The sequence below is a fragment of the Enterobacter cloacae complex sp. SHL021 genome, assembly GCF_049237765.1.
GTDB classification, from domain to species: Bacteria; Pseudomonadota; Gammaproteobacteria; order Enterobacterales; family Enterobacteriaceae; genus Enterobacter; species Enterobacter cloacae.
Window position 1 is genome coordinate 21,505 of record NZ_JBMKJG010000034.1, and the last position, 16,014, is coordinate 37,518.

The 16,014-nt window shown below is 57.6% G+C and carries 18 protein-coding genes; 4 read left to right on the forward strand and 14 right to left on the reverse strand.

The genetic code is table 11. The features are described from left to right. Window positions 1–11 precede the first annotated feature (11 nt). The 3 genes from ACOTZF_RS23690 to ACOTZF_RS23700 all read left to right on the forward strand — a co-directional run bounded on the left by ACOTZF_RS23690 (window position 12) and on the right by ACOTZF_RS23700 (window position 2,868). Window positions 12–314: a PTS lactose/cellobiose transporter subunit IIA gene (locus ACOTZF_RS23690; RefSeq protein WP_008500136.1), complete on the forward strand. Its 303-nt coding sequence runs from the start codon at window positions 12–14 to the stop codon at window positions 312–314. Window positions 315–448: 134 nt separating this feature from the next. Beyond that, entirely contained in the window at window positions 449–1,828 is a 1,380-nt protein-coding gene (locus ACOTZF_RS23695; RefSeq protein ID WP_013094819.1) for a carbohydrate porin, read from the forward strand. Between the two features lie 134 nt (window positions 1,829–1,962). Beyond that, a complete protein-coding gene (locus tag ACOTZF_RS23700) occupies window positions 1,963–2,868 on the forward strand; it encodes an EamA family transporter (RefSeq protein WP_023620617.1) in 906 nt (301 codons plus the stop codon). 48 nt (window positions 2,869–2,916) lie between these two features. On the opposite strand, the gene nepI is transcribed toward ACOTZF_RS23700, so the two are convergent. The 3 genes from nepI to ACOTZF_RS23715 form a co-directional block, all read right to left on the reverse strand. Continuing rightward, entirely contained in the window at window positions 2,917–4,107 is a 1,191-nt protein-coding gene (gene nepI / locus ACOTZF_RS23705; RefSeq protein ID WP_023620618.1) for a purine ribonucleoside efflux pump NepI, read from the reverse strand. Between the two features lie 64 nt (window positions 4,108–4,171). Beyond that, window positions 4,172–4,699 carry an SRPBCC domain-containing protein gene (locus ACOTZF_RS23710; RefSeq protein ID WP_047352072.1) on the reverse strand — a complete coding sequence of 176 codons (528 nt, stop codon included), beginning with the start codon at window positions 4,697–4,699 and terminating at the stop codon, window positions 4,172–4,174. Between the two features lie 96 nt (window positions 4,700–4,795). After that, window positions 4,796–5,248: a DUF1198 domain-containing protein gene (locus ACOTZF_RS23715; RefSeq protein WP_014830062.1), complete on the reverse strand. Its 453-nt coding sequence runs from the start codon at window positions 5,246–5,248 to the stop codon at window positions 4,796–4,798. A gap of 99 nt (window positions 5,249–5,347) precedes the next feature. Here ACOTZF_RS23715 and ACOTZF_RS23720 point away from each other — a divergent pair, with 99 nt between their 5' ends. Continuing rightward, window positions 5,348–6,250, forward strand: coding sequence for a LysR family transcriptional regulator (locus ACOTZF_RS23720; protein ID WP_129317758.1), 903 nt, complete (start codon window positions 5,348–5,350; stop codon window positions 6,248–6,250). Here the strand turns inward: ACOTZF_RS23720 and ACOTZF_RS23725 are convergent. From ACOTZF_RS23725 to ACOTZF_RS23775, 11 genes are all read right to left on the reverse strand, one after another. Then, window positions 6,238–7,242 (reverse strand): alpha/beta fold hydrolase, encoded by a 1,005-nt coding sequence (locus ACOTZF_RS23725; protein WP_129253054.1) that lies wholly within the window; start codon window positions 7,240–7,242, stop codon window positions 6,238–6,240. The genes ACOTZF_RS23720 and ACOTZF_RS23725 overlap by 13 nt on opposite strands. A gap of 161 nt (window positions 7,243–7,403) precedes the next feature. After that, the gene (uhpT, locus tag ACOTZF_RS23730) at window positions 7,404–8,795 is read right to left on the reverse strand and encodes a hexose-6-phosphate:phosphate antiporter (protein WP_013094812.1); all 1,392 of its coding nucleotides are present in this window, start codon (window positions 8,793–8,795) and stop codon (window positions 7,404–7,406) included. 140 nt (window positions 8,796–8,935) lie between these two features. After that, window positions 8,936–10,255, reverse strand: a complete 1,320-nt coding sequence (locus ACOTZF_RS23735; RefSeq protein WP_013094811.1) for an MFS transporter — start codon at window positions 10,253–10,255, stop codon at window positions 8,936–8,938. Continuing rightward, window positions 10,248–11,753, reverse strand: coding sequence for a signal transduction histidine-protein kinase/phosphatase UhpB (gene uhpB / locus ACOTZF_RS23740; RefSeq protein WP_013094810.1), 1,506 nt, complete (start codon window positions 11,751–11,753; stop codon window positions 10,248–10,250). The genes ACOTZF_RS23735 and uhpB overlap by 8 nt, the downstream gene beginning before the upstream one ends. Further along, window positions 11,750–12,343 (reverse strand): transcriptional regulator UhpA, encoded by a 594-nt coding sequence (gene uhpA, locus ACOTZF_RS23745; protein ID WP_013094809.1) that lies wholly within the window; start codon window positions 12,341–12,343, stop codon window positions 11,750–11,752. Before uhpA ends, uhpB begins: the two co-directional genes overlap by 4 nt. Before the next feature lie 82 nt (window positions 12,344–12,425). Continuing rightward, window positions 12,426–12,713 carry an acetolactate synthase small subunit gene (gene ilvN / locus ACOTZF_RS23750; protein ID WP_001171659.1) on the reverse strand — a complete coding sequence of 96 codons (288 nt, stop codon included), beginning with the start codon at window positions 12,711–12,713 and terminating at the stop codon, window positions 12,426–12,428. Between the two features lie 3 nt (window positions 12,714–12,716). Continuing rightward, the gene (ilvB, locus tag ACOTZF_RS23755) at window positions 12,717–14,405 is read right to left on the reverse strand and encodes an acetolactate synthase large subunit (protein WP_023620622.1); all 1,689 of its coding nucleotides are present in this window, start codon (window positions 14,403–14,405) and stop codon (window positions 12,717–12,719) included. Between the two features lie 163 nt (window positions 14,406–14,568). Then, complete coding sequence (ivbL, locus tag ACOTZF_RS23760) at window positions 14,569–14,667, reverse strand: ilvB operon leader peptide IvbL (RefSeq protein ID WP_071830013.1); 99 nt, start codon at window positions 14,665–14,667, stop codon at window positions 14,569–14,571. 107 nt (window positions 14,668–14,774) lie between these two features. Then, a complete protein-coding gene (locus ACOTZF_RS23765) occupies window positions 14,775–15,254 on the reverse strand; it encodes an Hcp family type VI secretion system effector (RefSeq protein ID WP_013094807.1) in 480 nt (159 codons plus the stop codon). Window positions 15,255–15,459: 205 nt separating this feature from the next. Further along, window positions 15,460–15,876, reverse strand: coding sequence for a hypothetical protein (locus tag ACOTZF_RS23770; RefSeq protein WP_421636207.1), 417 nt, complete (start codon window positions 15,874–15,876; stop codon window positions 15,460–15,462). Between the two features lie 60 nt (window positions 15,877–15,936). Next, window positions 15,937–16,014: IS1 family transposase (locus ACOTZF_RS23775; RefSeq protein ID WP_001401901.1), on the reverse strand; the 78-nt coding region annotated here is incomplete at its 5' end.

Genomic DNA, 16,014 nt, shown 5'->3' on the forward strand with positions numbered 1-16,014 from the left:
AGAGAAAGACGATGATTGCCTTAGAAGAAGCCGTGATGGAAATCATCGTCAATGCGGGTCAGTCGCGCAGCCTGTGCTTTGAAGCACTGCACGCTGCGCGGCAGGGCAACATTGACGAAGCCAAAAGCCTGCTGCGCGAAGCCGATGGCTACGCGCGCCAGGCGCACAAGATGCAGACCAAACTCATTGAGCAGGATGCAGGTGAAGCCCGTCAGCCGATGACGTTAATTATGGTGCACGCGCAAGATCATTTAATGAATTCATTACTGGCGCGTGAATTATCCGAAGAAATTATTCATTTATATCAGAGATAATCTATGGCGAAATAACGAGTAATACCTCTGTACCTTAAATAGAAATCCACTTGTTCTGATGATAGCGACATACTCTGTCAGTTCGGAGCGGGATGGTTATTGTCTGAATAAAATTAAACTATATTGAGATAACCATGACTACCCTAAAAAAACTTCCATTAACCATGGCGGTTATCGCCGCGCTTTGCCCAATTTCTGTACTCGCACAGGAATTTACCCAGGAACAAATCGACGCCATTGTGGCAAAAGCGGTGGATAAAGCCCTCGCGGAGCGTCAGGCCAAAATGGATGCCGCGGTCGCGAAAAAAGCCGACGTGGTGACGGAGCCGCAAAGCGCGGCGCAATCCCCGGATATGGCTATTCCGTTCGGCATTAAATTTACCGGTTATGCCCGTTACGGCGCGCACTTCCAGGCCGCTGACCAGAAATACGTGGCGGTGGACGGTTCCTATAACGGGGCATCAGCCATCGGTCGTCTGGGTAACGAAGGCAACGGTGGTGAATTCCAGCTCTCCAAGGCCTTCAAGGGTGACAACGGCGCCATCTGGGACATCAACGTGATGATCGACCACTGGGGCGATGAAGTTAACCTGAAAAAAGCCTACGCGGGGGTGACCAACATTATGGCCTCCAACCCGAACGCCTACTTCTGGGCCGGTCGTGACTTCCACCAGCGTCCGCAGCAGGGCATCAACGATTACTTCTGGATGAACCACGACGGCCAGGGCGCCGGGGTGAAGAACTTCGACATCGGCGGCGTGCAGTTTGACGTGGCCGCGGTGGCGGCGGTGGAATCCTGTAGCCCGGAAGTCATGGAAGATGAAGCCAACCCGTCACGCATCACCTGTACCGGCGGATCCGGCACGGGCGACAAAGGTAACTACGCGGCCACCTCTAAAATCCACGGCATGAAAGTCGGTCCGCTGGATCTGGAGCTGTACGCCAACTACGGCTTTGATTCAAAAGCGGTGGAGAGCGATGAGCGTCTGAATGCCTGGCAGGGCGGCGTGGTGCTGAGCCACACCAACGACAGCGGCGTGAACAAGGTGATTGCCCGTTACTCTGATAACGCGGACAACAGCGTGTTCAATAAAACCGAGGATCTGACCACGGTCTATGCCAGCTTCGAAGGGCTGTACAAATTCACCCAGGCCACGCAGGTGGAGTACATCCTCGCCTTCCACGACTACGACAACAGCCGTGATAAGACCGATAACCGTAAGAACTACAACGCCATTGTACGTCCGATGCACTGGTGGAACGACGTCCACTCCACCTGGCTGGAAGCAGGCTGGCAGCATGTGGATTACGACAACGGCGGCGACAACAAGGGCTGGAAGCTGACCCTGTCGCAGAACATGTCTATCGCCATGGGGCCGGAGTTCCGTCCGATGCTGCGCTTCTACGTCACCGGCGGCAAAGTGGATAACGAACGTACCGCCCGCGTGAACAATACCAAAGACGAAACGCTGGACGACTTCAACGTCGGCGCGATGTGGGAGGCGTGGTTCTAGTAGAGCATCGTTTGTTTCGCCCGGCGGCGCTGCGCTTGCACGGGCCTACAAGGTTTTGTAGGCCGGGTAAGCGTAGCGCCACCCGGCAAGATCCCATGTTATGCTACAAAAAAACCAACATCGCAGGGGAGAACATGGGTTCCACACGTAAAGGGATGCTGAACGTCCTGATCGCCGCCGTTTTATGGGGCAGCTCAGGGGTTTGCGCGCAGTACATCATGGAGAAAAGCCAGATCTCGTCACCGTATCTGACCATGGTTCGCCTGCTGTTTACCGGCCTGATCCTGCTGACGCTTTCCTTCGTTCACGGCGACAAAATTTTCTCGGTCATCAAACATCGCAAAGACGCCCTCAGCCTGCTGTTTTTCTCCCTGGCTGGCGCGCTCACGGTGCAGCTCACCTTCCTGGTGACAATCGAGAAATCCAACGCGGCTACGGCCACCGTGCTGCAGTTTCTGTCACCGACGATTATCGTGGCGTGGTTTGCGCTGGCGCGGAAAAAGCGGCCGGGTCTGTTTGTGCTTTCAGCGATCCTGACCTCACTGGTGGGGACATTTTTGCTGGTCACCCACGGCGACCCCACTTCACTCTCCATCTCGCCTGCGGCTTTGTTCTTCGGCATTGCCTCGGCCTTTGCCGCGGCATTTTACACGACGTATCCGTCAACCCTGATCGCCCGTTACGGCACCTTGCCGATTGTCGGCTGGAGTATGTTGATCGCCGGCTTAACGCTGACGCCGTTCTACGCCGGACGCGGCACCGCGTTTGTTATTGACGGCAGCCTGCTGCTGGCGTTTTTCTACCTGGTGGTGATCGGCACGGCGCTGACCTTCAGCCTGTACCTGAAAGGCGCGCAGATGATCGGTGGGCCGAAGGCAAGCATTCTGAGCTGCGCCGAGCCGCTAAGCAGCGCGTTACTGTCGGTGATTTTACTGGGCGTGGCGTTTACCCTGCCGGACTGGCTGGGCACGCTGCTGATCGTGTCGTCGGTGGTGTTGATTTCGATGGATTCGAGAAAACGGGTGAAAGCCCCGGCGTAGCCTGTTGCCCTCACCCCAGCCCTCTCCCACGGGAGAGGGAGAAAAGCATTACTTCGTCTTCACTTTCCCTGCCACCAGCAGCGCGGTCAGCAGCATCAGCGTGCCGGAGATGACCAGCGGCGACGTCAGCCCCAGGTGGTCGAGCGCCACGCCGCCCACCGCCGCGCCGCAGGTGTTCGCCAGCTGGATCACCGCCACCTGAATCGACCCGGCTTTTTCAGCCTGATCGGCAAGCGAGCGGGTGATCCACGTCGACCAGCCCACCGGCACCAGCGCAAAGGCAAAGCCCCAGATAATCGCAATCGCCGAGGCAACCCATTTGTCGCTGCCCCACAGGATCAGCACGACGGCACTGACAGCCAGTACCAGCGGGGCACCAGCAAGCGCCACTTTCAGGGAGCGCTTCAGGAACTGAGACGACAGCGAGGTGCCGACAAAGCTGGCGATACCGAAGCTGAGCAGCACCAGTGTCAGGCCATCCACGTCAAAGCCCGCCATGGTCATAAAGACCGGGCGGATATAGGTAAAGAAGGCAAACTGCCCGGCAAAGGCCATGAAGATGGCGGTCATCCCCGCCAGCACGCCGGGGCGCTTAAGCAGACTGAACATGTTCTGTTTGTGGTGCGCCGCTTCTCCCGGCAAGGACGGCAGCGCTTTCCACACCCACAGAATGCAGAGAAAACCCATCACCGCTGCGGCGTTAAAGACGTTACGCCAGCCGATGATTCCGCCAAGGAAACTCCCCAGCGGCGCGGCAATCACCAACGCGATGGAGACCGCGCCAAAGATAACGGAGAGGGCTTTCGGCACGGTGCGCGCTGGCACCAGTCGCATGGTGAGCGAGGCGGACATTGCCCAGAAACCGCCCAACCCCAGACCCAGACAGGCGCGGCCGAGCAGCAGCAGGGTGAAGCTCTCCGCGAAAGAGACCAGCAGACAGGAGAGCGTCAGGAGCACGCTGAAGAGAATGACCACTTTGCGGCGATCAATCGCGCCAATAACCTGCGTGATAAACAGGCTGGCAAACATCGCCACAAACGCGGTCACGGTAACGGACTGCCCTGCCACGCCTTCGGAAATGCCCAGATCCTGCGCCATCGGCGTCAGCAGGCTGACCGGTAAAAACTCCACGGTAATAAGACAGGCGACGCAGAACGCCACGGAAAAAACCGCTGACCAGTTGGGGCGAGAAACCTCTTTGGTCTGCGGTCTGGTCGTGGGCTGGATATGTTCTGTCATGGTGTCACCTGAGATAAAAACGTGCGGGAAAGTCGCGCAGTTTATCATCAAAAGTGTGACGAATTTAACGTTTCGACAACTTTTCTTGCATCGCCGCCTTCGCCAGCCCGACGATCCACTCCTGATGCCCGTTGATCATCGGGTTCGGTAGGGTACGTGCTAATTCCTGTGCCGGAACGCCTTTCTGCGACTCCTGAGTCAAAATACGGACGCGGTTACCCGGTAAGTCTTCAAACAGCCAGGCGTGGATCACATCCAGACGCGCGCTCTCCTCCCCTTCCACCCAGCCGTGCCAGGCGATACGCGCCGCCTCGCCATCGACCGGCGGAACATACTCCGTCACCTGCGCCTCAACCGGAAAGCCAAAGGTCGTGAAGCGGAAGCGGGCGTTGGCGCTCAGTTCCGGACCGCTGCCGTCGTGAAAACGAATATCTTCGGCGTTGCTGTAGTAGTTCGGCCACAGGGTAGTGTCGTTAAGCTGCGCCCAAATCTCTTTTGCGCTCAGCCCGGCGACAATGATTTCGTTGGACGCAAAGTTATCGGTGGTGCCTGGCAGGTAATCGTCTGGCCAGATAATGGCGGATTGTTTCATGGTTCACCTCATCGTGAGTGGATGAGGTGATGGTGCGCCCGTGAGTGGTATAAATCTAATGATGATGCCTTATACTCATCATCACGGTTCGTGATATCAGTGCAGGTAAAACACACCCTCTTCTGGCAGAAAGAGCTGGTTGTAACGCAGCTGGAAAGCGTTCAGCTCCTGCGGATCCGGCTCCATCTCGCGCATAAAGCCAAGGGCGAGGCGGATTTGCGCATCGGTGATCGGCGCGGCCAGACGGGCTTTACGCAACATGCGGTGCCAGGTGTGAAGATTCTCTTCACTACCGTCGACGATACAGACCTGCCAGATGAGCAGCACCTGGGCAGCGTTTTGCAGATGCGCCTCATCCGGGCGTTCAAGATAGCGGATAAACTCATTGCCGGGCGTTTTACCGAACTGATCGATCATCGATTCTACCGGCATCGGGGTGATACCCAGCCGTTCGCTCAAGCGTTTGATGGCGCGGCGGGAATCCGAGGTCAGGACACGAAACCCAACCACAAACACCACGGCAAGCGTTGCCAGCATTATCCAGACCATGCGTTCTCCTTTGAATAGCCGCTCATCATAGCGGGAAACGCAGGGTATCGACAGCGGGCACGGCCATAATAGTGAACTGAAAAAAGGTAGAACATCGTCATGAAAACGGATCTGCGCACGCTGGATCTTAACCTGCTGAAAACGCTCGACGCCCTGCTGGATGAACGCAACGTCACCCGCGCGGCGACGCGTCTGGCCCTGACCCAGCCGGCGGTCAGCGGCATGCTGAACCGCCTGCGGGATTACTTCGACGACCCGCTGTTTATCCGTGCGCCCCACGGTATCGTACCCACGACGCGTGCGGAAGAACTGGCCGCGCCGGTGAAGCGCATCCTGGCAGATATCGACCTCCTGCTGCAGCCGGTGGCGTTTGACCCACGACAGGCCACTCTCACCTTCACGCTTGCTGCCACCGATTACGCGCTCCGCGCGATCGCGGTGCCGTTTATCGCGGCACTGAAGGTGCGGGCACCGGCAATACGCGTGCGGGTTATACCTGTCGATTCCGAGCGCATGATGAACCAGCTTGAACGCGGGAACGTTGACGTGGCGCTGATCACGCCCCACACCACGCCAGACGACCTGCACAGCCGGGCGCTTTATGATGAACGGTACGTTTGCATGATGCGTGCCGACCACCCGGACGCGGGCAAACCGCTCTCTCTGGCGCGCTTTTGCGCCCTTGAGCACGTGTTGGTCTCTTATGAGGGTGACAGTTTTCGCGGCGTGACGGATGGCGCGCTGGAAAAAATGGGCCGGACGCGGCACGTGGGGTTATCGGTGAGCAACTTCCTGGTACTGCCGGATGTACTGGCGATAAGCGATATGATCGCCGTGGTACCGTCACGGATAGCGGAAAACCAGACAGGAATGTTTGTCTGCGACACACCGGTTCCGGTGCCGGGTTTCACCAAGTGCATGGCCTGGCACGCCAGAACACACCGTAATCCCGCGCAGATGTGGCTGCGCGGGTTGTTGCTGGAAACCTGTCAGCGAGCCTGAAGCCCTTTCAGCAGTGCCTCGTGGAAGCGTGCAGGATCCTGCATCTGCGGCGCGTGCCCCATGTCGCTGAACTCGACCAGCGCCGCGTGCGGGATGCGTTTCGCCGTCTCCTTCCCCAGCACCGCATAGTTGCCGAGCGTTTTGCGGATCTCAGGCGGGGCGAGATCTTTCCCGATGGCGGTGTTGTCCTTCGTGCCGATCATCAATAATACCGGCATCTTTAGTTCACTAAATTCGTAGATCACCGGCTGGGTGTAAATCATGTCGTAGAGCAACGCCGAGTTCCAGGCCACACGTTCTTTTCCCGGCCCGTTGTTCAGCCCGGCGAGCATGGTGACCCAACGCTCGTACTCCGGCTTCCACTCTCCGGCGTAGTAGGTATTTTTCTCGTACTGACGAATGCCGTCGGCGCTGACCTTCAGCTCGCGCTGGTACCACTGGTCGACCGTAATATGCGGCACGCCGCGCGCTTTCCAGTCTTCCAGACCAATTGGGTTGACCATCACCAGCTGCTCCACCTGCTGCGGCCACATCAGCGCGTAGCGGGTCGCCAGCATGCCGCCAGTCGAGTGGCCGATAACCGTCACGCGATCGAGGCCGAGCGTTTTCAGCAAGGCGTGGGTGTTATCCGCCAGCTGCTGAAAGGTGTACTGATAGTGCTCCGGTTTGGTGGATTTACAAAAGCCAATCTGGTCGGGAGCGATCACCCGATAACCGCTGGCTGAGAGCGCACGGATAGTGCCGTCCCAGGTACCGGCGCAGAAGTTTTTGCCGTGCATCAGCACCACGGTGCGGCCGTTGGGTTTTTCCGGCTTCACGTCCAGATAAGCCATATCCAGAGACTGTTCCTGGGAGGTAAACGTAAAGTGTTTTACCGGCCAGCCGTAGTCGAAACCTTCCAGCTTCTCGCCGTAGGTGGGCGCATCCGTAGCCATTGCGGGGGTTGCCAGCGCCATCAACAGCGCCAGGCAGGATAATCGTCGGGTCAACATGCAAGCTCTCCCATAGCAAAAGGAATAAGGCTGCGCGAAAGGCGGCAGCAAAAAAAACTGTAGAGCAAGGAGAGGGGCGATTGTGTAAAGCGGGGTAAAAACTGGAATTTAAAACAAAAAAGCCCGGCATCACACACCGGGCAAAGAAGTCACCTGCACACTCAGGCTGCTTTTAATTTCTGCACACGATTTTCACGGCGAATTTTACGTTCTTCGAGCACCGCAACCATCGCCATCAGGACGATACAGCCGATGGCGGCGGCATCCAGCGCCGCAAAGGTGCCTGCCCAGCCGGTGAGGCCGAAAATCGGCGTGCCGTCGGCAATCATCCCCAGACCCAGCTTGGCGAAGCTGTCGCCAATCAGGTAGGCGAAGGTGCCTTTAATCCCATCGGCGGCGCCGATCGCTTTTTTCGGTACAAAACCCACCGCCGCTACGCCGATCAACAGCTGCGGACCAAACACCAGGAAGCCGAGCGCAAACAGAGACGCCAGGTAAACGTACTGGTTGCTGGCGTGCTGGTAGACGCCCAGGGTAGCGATAATCAGCGCCAGCGCGACGCAGGCCACCAGCGCACGACGACCGTTGGCGAGGTCAGAGAGCCAGCCCCACAGCAGCGTACCGACCAGCGCACCCACTTCAAACAGGGTAAAGCCCTGAATCGCGACTTCTTTAGAGAGCTTCAGCTCCTGGAAGGCATACACGGTCGACCACTGGTCAATACCGATGCGCACCACGTACAGGAAAATGTTGGAGAAGCAGAGCAGCCAGATCACTTTGTTTTTCAGCACGTACTCAACAAAGATCTGCCATTTTGTCATCTCGTTCTCTTCGGTCTCTTTGTCCTCTTCGCTGATCGCCTCGCCGAACAGCTCTTCGGCTTTGCCGAGGCCATAAGATTCCGGAGAGTCGCTGCCGAAACGCAGACCGATAAAGCCGACAATCAAGGCGATAATCGACGGGAAGATAAACATGCCGATGACGTGACCGTCAAACAGGTAGTTAGCACCGAACAGCGCCACCCCTGCCGCACCCGCCCCGCCGAGGTTGTGGGAGATGTTCCACATGCCAAGGTATGAACCACGCTTACGGCGCGGGGTCCATTTGGTGATGGTGGAGTAGCTGCACGACCCACCGGTACTCTGGAAGAAACCGCTCAGGGCGTAGAAGGCGATCATCAGGAACAGGCTGACGGAGCCCGCGCCCATGCTGGCGCTGAAGCCGAGCATACAGATGGCGGAGAGGATCAGCATAAACGGCAGGAATTGCTTGGTGTTTTTGCCGTCTGCATAGTACGAGACAACGGTTTTGCCCACGCCGTAGGTGATGGAGAAGCCCAGGCCAATCATCCCCAGCTGCGTCATGCTCAGCCCGTAGGTGGAGATCATGTCGTTCTGCGCGATGTTAAAGTTTTTGCGGATCAGGTACATGGTCAGGTAGCCGATAAAGACCACCAGATAGGACTGCATGAACGGTTTGAACCACATTTTGCGCCGCACGTCGAGCGGCAGATCCAGGGTCGGCTTGCGCACCTGATTAAGGAAGGCCAGCATGGTTTGCTCCTGAGCTGATTTTTACCTGCGAATGGCAGGCATTGTAAAAATCAGCCAGGAGAGATGCCTGAGACAGCGTCCAGGTAAAACCGGGAAAATTTCTTAGTTTTGCGCCACTCGGGGTGAAAAGGTGAGGCGCATCACATCACACTGGCTTCACGCGGCGCCTGCGCATGCAAAAACGGCAGCAGCAGCAGGGCCGATATCCCCGCCGCGATGGCGATCACGGCAAAGAAACCGCTCCAGTGCCAGATGTCGATCACCCGCGCCAGCGGCCAGCCGGAGAGGGACGCGCCCAGGTAGGCGAACAACCCGACGAAGCCCGTCGCCGCACCCGCCGCCTCTTTATGCGAGCATTCTGCCGCCGCCATGCCGATCAGCATCTGCGGGCCAAACACGAAGAAGCCGATGGTAAAGAAGCACGCCGCCTGCATCACGTAGCTGGCGAACGGCATCAGCCACAGCGAACCGACGGAGAGTAAGATTCCTGCCGCAAAGATGAGGTTCATTGGGCCACGGTTGCCGTTGAAGAGCTTATCCGAGCCCCAGCCCGCCACCAGCGCGCCGATAAACCCGCCCAGCTCGAACATCGTCACCGCCGAGTTGGCGGTCACCAGGTCCACCCCCAGCGTCTCGGACATGTACAGGTTACCCCAGTCGTTGATGGCCGCGCGCACCACGTAGACCAGCACGTAGCAAAGCGACAGCAGCCAGATATACGGGTTTAACAGCACGTATTTGGTGAGGATCTCTTTGCGCGTCAGCCCCGCCCCCTCAAGCTGTTGCGCCACTTCCATTTCATCGTGCCGCCAGTCGCCCACCGCGGGCAACCCCACGGTTTGTGGCCTGTCGCGCAGCCGCCAGCAGAGGAACAACCCGGCCAGGATCGCCAGACCACCGGCAATCATCATCCCCGCGCGCCAGCCGTAGTGCAGCGCCGCGGCACCGACCACCATTGGGATCAGCGCGCCACCGACGTTATGCGCGGTGTTCCAGATAGCCCACCAGCCGCCGCGCTCGTTGCGCGAGTACCACGCCGTGAGCAGGCGGGCGCAGACCGGCGCGCCCCAGCCCTGGAAAAAGGCGTTCAGCGCCCACAGCAGGGCAAACGCCCAGAGCGAGGTGGAAAAGCCAAACAGAATGTTCACCACGCCGGTGGCGATTAGTCCAAAACCCATAAAATAGCGGGCGTTGGAGCGGTCGCTGACGATGCCGGAGAAGAACTTCGACAGGCCGTAGGTGATGTAGAACAGCGTCGCCAGCAGGCCGATATCGGTGCGCGTCATCACGCCGCTGGCTAGGATTTCCGGCGCGGCGGCGTTGAAACTTTTGCGGGTAAAGTAGAACAACGCGTAGCCGAGCCAGATAGTGATCAGGATATGACGACGCCAGTAGCGGTAGCGGGCGTCGATCTCCGCTTTGTTGCCTATCGGCGCGGCGTTTGCGGGGGTTTTAAACATGATGGCTCCTTAGCGGCAGGCTGACGCTGACGCGCGTCCCGTGGGTGCAGGAGATATTCAGTGTGCCGCCCAGCGCCTTCACGCGCTCGCGCATGCCCGCCAGGCCAAACCCCTGCTGCCCCGAGCCCGGCGGCAGGCCGCAGCCGTCGTCCTCAATCACCAGCCTGAGGCTTTCATCCTGCTGCCAGCCCTGCAGCGTCACCGCGCTGGCGTTGGCGTGTTTGACGATATTGTTCAGCCCTTCCTGACAGACGCGGAACAGCGTGACGCGCTGGCCTTCACTCAGCAATGATTCATCAATGCGCCAGTCGAGATGGCTGACAATTCCGCGGCTTTCCAGCTCCATCTCACGCATCAGGGAGCGCACCGCCTGTTCCAGAGAGAGATCGTCCAACTGGCGCGGACGGAGCCTGCCCAGCAGGCGACGCACCGAATCGTACACGCCAAGAGAGAGCTGTTCGATATGCGCCCCGCCCTGCTTCACCCCGGCGTTATCCGCCGCCAGACGCTGGACGATACCCGCCTGGGTGCGAATGGCGGTAATGGTCTGGCCGATGTCGTCATGCAGTTCGCGCGCTACCTCCTGGCGCACGCTCTCTTCGGTCTCCAGCAGGCGTTCTGCCAGGCGGCGATTGCGCGACAGTTCGGTTTGCAGGGACTGGTTCAGCTCACGCAGGCGCTGAATACCTGCCCCGAGCAGCAGCCCGGTCAAGCTCTGCGCCAGCAGAGAGAGCAGTAAATCGACCGGGTGATCGTGCCAGGTCTGGCTGGCAATCAGCGCGATGGCGTTCATCAGTGTGGCGATCAGCGCCCCCTGCCAGCCGTAATGCCAGGCGAGAGCAATGATCGGCAGCGCCAGACAAAACGGGGTAAAACGGGAAAGCTCAGCAGGCAGGCCAAGCTGCAGCCACAGGCTCACCACAAACAGCAGCAGATACCAGATGAGATGCCGGGCGCGCCAGTTAACCGGCTGGGAGACCAGCGATGGCCCGAGCGGCTGCCAGACAGTGCTGGTGAGATAGTGCCAGAAAACCAGACAGGTGGGTGCCAGCGTCAGGCCGCCGGTCAGGGTCAGCAGCAGGGCGTTAAGCATCTCCTTTTCGCCTACCCACGGCAGGGATTGCAGCAGCGCGGCAGCAATCAGCGCCGCCCCCTGGCGCAGCAGCGTGCGCCAGTCGCGCTGGTGACGATAGCGGGAAATCAACGCAACCGGGAGGAGCGTGAGCAGGCTTCCGGTCATCAATAAGGGCAGATGCGCGAGGGCGACCTCCTGCGACAACCAGATCAGCATCAGCCACTCTGCGCCCAACAAAACCGGCCAGTAGCCGCGCGGGCATTGCAACATCAGCCCCAGACGCAGGCCAAAGGGAAACAGCAGCACCGCCAGCTCCGGGCGTTCCACCAGATGCAGGCTGATGCTCCACAGGCAGAACCAGGCGGCAGAGAAGATAAAAAAGCTGGCAACAACGGCGATCAGCCGCGAAATCAGCGGGTTCATTGCCAGCTATCGAACATACGGCGCGCCAGCTCGACATCGTTGCTGACGCCGAGTTTTTCCATCAGGTTAGCGCGGTGAACGTGCACGGTTTTGGGCGACAAACCCAGTTCGGCGGCAATCTCTTTCACCGCCATCCCCTGAGCGAGTTTTTCTGCCACCTGACGCTCACGCCGGGTAAGCGGATCCTGACGTCCGGCCGCCAGCTTGAGGGCGATATCCGGCGTCAGGTAGCAGCCGCCCGTCGAGACGGTGCGCACGGCGGCAATCAGCTCGTCCGGGCTACAGCGTTTAGAGAGAAATCCGCGCGCACCGGCATTGAGCGCCTGCTCCACCAGCGCCGGGCTGTCATGAACCGAGAGCATGATAATCGCCATCCCTTTCGGTAACTGACTTAGCAGCTCCAGTCCGGAGAGATCCGGCATTGAGATGTCACAGATACAGACCTGTACGCCACGCCCCGGCAGGCCCGCCAGCGCCTCGCGCCCCGAGCCGAACTCTGCCACCACCTGAAAATCCGGTTCGAGGTTTAGAAGCTGGGCAAAGCCGGAGCGAACGATAAGGTGGTCGTCGATGAGAGCGATGGTGGTCATGTCTGTTCCTGCGGTCTGAAAACGCCGGATGGCGCTGCGCTTATCCGGCCTACAAGAGCGAAAGACGCTTACCTTAAGCGATCTATTCGAAGAACACCGCAATTTTGTTAAACATGGTGGGATCGGACTGGTTGCGCGCCACTCTGGTGACGTCTTCAAGCTTGTCGATCTGGGCCATCATCTGCTCCAGACGCTGATCGTCATTGACCAGTAGCCAGATGCGGCTGTGCTCGCTGCCCTGAATCGGCAGACAGAGAATGCCTTCGACGTTAAACGCGCGACGGGCAAACAGCCCGCAGACGTGGGTCATGACGCCAGGGTGGTTGCGGACGGTGAGTTCCAGAATGACGTTTTCATGTTGTTTCTGCATGGCTTATTCCCCCACCATCTCAGTATTAGCCGCACCCGGCGGCACCATCGGATACACTTTTTGTTCAGGGTCGATACGGACGTGGATCAGCGCCGGGCCCGGACGAGAGATCGCCGCCTGCAGCGCTGCGTGGACGTCCTCTTCTGCGTTCAGATCGCAGGTATGCAGGCCAAAACCGGCGGCAATTTGCATGAAGTTAATCATCCCCGGATAGGTTGCCGCAAACACCCCCTGCTTGTAGAACAGGCTCTGCTGCTGATGTACCAGCCCCAGCGCCTCGTTGTTCATCAGGATGATTTTAACGTCTAATTGATTTTCGGCCGCGGTGGCCATCTCCTGAATGTTCATCATCAGGCTGCCGTCACCGGAGAAGCAGATCACCTTGCGGTCCGGGTTCGCCAGCGCCGCACCCACTGCCGCAGGCAGACCAAAGCCCATGGTTCCCAGGCCACCGGAGGTCAGCCACTGACGCGGACGGTTCAGCGGATAGGCCTGGGCGGTCCACATCTGGTGCTGCCCAACGTCGGTGGTAATAATCGCGCTGTCGTCCACGCAGGCGGCCACGGCGTTAATCAGCCCGTAGTGGCTCAGCGGGTCGCCTTCGGTTGGGATCGCGCCCGGGAACTCGCGTTGCAGATCCGCCACCATCTGACGCCAGTCGGCGCGGTCAGTTGCGTCCGTTTGCGGGATCAGCTGTGCCAGCACGTCGGCCACGTCCCCCTGAATCGCCACGTGCGGTTGTTTGATTTTACCCAGCTCAGCGCGGTCGATATCCACGTGAATGATTTTTGCGTTCGGGCAGAACTGCTCGGTTTTACCAATCGCCCGGTCATCAAAACGCGCGCCCATCACAATCAGCAAATCCGCCTCTTGCAGGATGTAGTTAGTGCTGCGCGCGCCGTGCATGCCCAGCATTCCTAATGACAGCGGATGCGCTTTAGGCAGCATACCGAGCGCCATCAGGGTCATGGTGGTAGGCAGGTTGGCTTTTTCAGCGAACTGACGGATTTCATCTGCGGCATTGATTGCCCCGCCGCCCAGATAGAGCACCGGACGTTTCGCGGCGTTGATCATGGCCGCGGCATCGCGCACGCTCTCAGCGCTGAATTCTGGCGCGGGTGCCCGCTCGCCCGGCTCCGGCAGGACGTCGATCTCAATTTCTGCGGTCTGGACATCCTTAGGAATGTCTATCCACACCGGGCCTGGGCGACCGGACTGCGCAATGCGGAACGCATCGCTGATAACCTGAGGAAGCTCGGTAATATCGCGAACTAAATAGTTATGTTTGGTGATGGGGATAGAGATGCCGTAGGTATCCACTTCCTGAAACGCATCGGTACCGATCATTGAGGACGGCACCTGGCCGGTAATGCAAATCAGCGGAATGGAGTCGAGACGCGCGTCGGCGATGGCGGTTACCAGGTTGGTCGCCCCCGGACCGCTACAGGCCATACAGACTGCCGGTTTACCCTGCGTACGCGCCATGCCCTGAGCGATAAAACCCGCTCCCTGCTCGTGACGCGCCAGCACGTGACGGATCTGCGTGCTTTGGCTTAACGCGTCATACAGCGGCAGCACCGTACCGCCCGGAATACCCGCAACCGTGGTAATGCCCTGTCGTTCCAGTAAATGAACAATCAGCTGCGCGCCTGTAAAACGCGTCTTGGTGGATGTTGTGCCCGAACTTGCCATGCTCCAGTCCTTTTCTTCTGAGCCAGCTTTACGCGTCGTATTTCAGGTTGCAGATGCGTTGGCTGCAACCCGAACTACTTAGCGTATCCGGGAGGGGTCCTAAACGAAAAACCCCGCCCGGTTTGCGCCGGCGGGGTTTTGGATTCGTGTGTTGATCCAGTCCCTACGGCGCATTGCCGACGACCACCACCACACGCACGACGACCACTGCGGCTGGTTGCGCAGTTTTTAGTAGGGTCGCGGTGTTCATGGATGCAGTCATGGGGGACCTGTGTTTGGAATCATTGATTGAATTTATACAAACACAGGTTTTCGGGCGTGACAATGGAAATATTTTCATCTGCGCAAAAATGCGTCAGGGATCACGTTTTAGTATGTTGCTCGCTCATTCCAGGCGTCACTATAGATGACATTTCCGTCGCAATGTTTCCAGGTGATTTTCTCATAGCGTATGAGAACCGTTTCGAGGTGTGTTCCGGTGTTGGCACCTGGATACAAATCGGGTGTAATAGAAGTTATTTTTACATTCTCCATAATGATATTAAAATACTCCTGCTCTAAACCAGCCTCATTAATCTGATACATCTTTATGGTGGCTGACTGAAGCGTTCTCCCCGTACTCAACGCCCGAAATAAAAACGGAGTGACACGATCAAATTCCTTCTGGAACATGACGGGCATATGTATGCGCGTGCCCGTCAATTTCCCGGTATTCCCGTCGACCGGGATATTGACATTATGAGTGAACGATTTAAGTTCAATTGCGCCTTCACGCCCTGACACCAGGCAGGGACCTACCATTGGCGAACCATTTTCATCTGTCAGAAACAAATAAGCCGGATTTGACATACAAACTCCTTTTTATAAAACTCAATCGTACTTATCAAAGCGGCCGAAAATTATCGGATGAACAATAATAAATACGACGATAGCAATGAATGTTAATAATACCCAGTGGTTGGGCACCAGCCAGAGAAACAAAGAGGCGCAAGCAAAAATATAAACGGGGAATAAAACATCTGTAAAAAGAATGGATAGCAGACTCTTAAACATGCTATTTATCCTTTAAGTCGTTATAGATCGCATCAAAATCCTTGTAGAATCCCGTTTGCACTTTCTTAATGATTTCAGCCAGGAATGGTTCAAAAAAGTAGTAAAGCATCTCCAGTTGTGCGGCATAAAGGGTGGCGTAATAATTAGGATCCAACACTTTCAGACGACGGGCAGCAAGAGCGCACTTCTGGTCCGTACCCATCAGCTGCAGAGCCATAACAACATTGGGTACACGGCGCGCAAGCCGTTCGACGACGATCTCTGAAAGTAAGCCGGATTCCGAAAGGGATTTGGCCAGCGTCCATGCTATCGCTAAACGCGCTGCCTTGCTTGCTGGGATGTTGTTAACAAGGCCGGTTACGTTTGAATCTGTCTTGCGAACGCGATTTTTTTCATTCCCATTTTCAGAATCGGTCATAATGCTTTCAAAATAAAGATAGAGCATGTGTGCTATTACATTGCGGGTAATGACTCCAACTTATTGATAGTGTTTTATGTTCAGATAATGCCCGATGACTTTGTCATGCAGCTCCACCGATTTTGAGAACGACAGCGA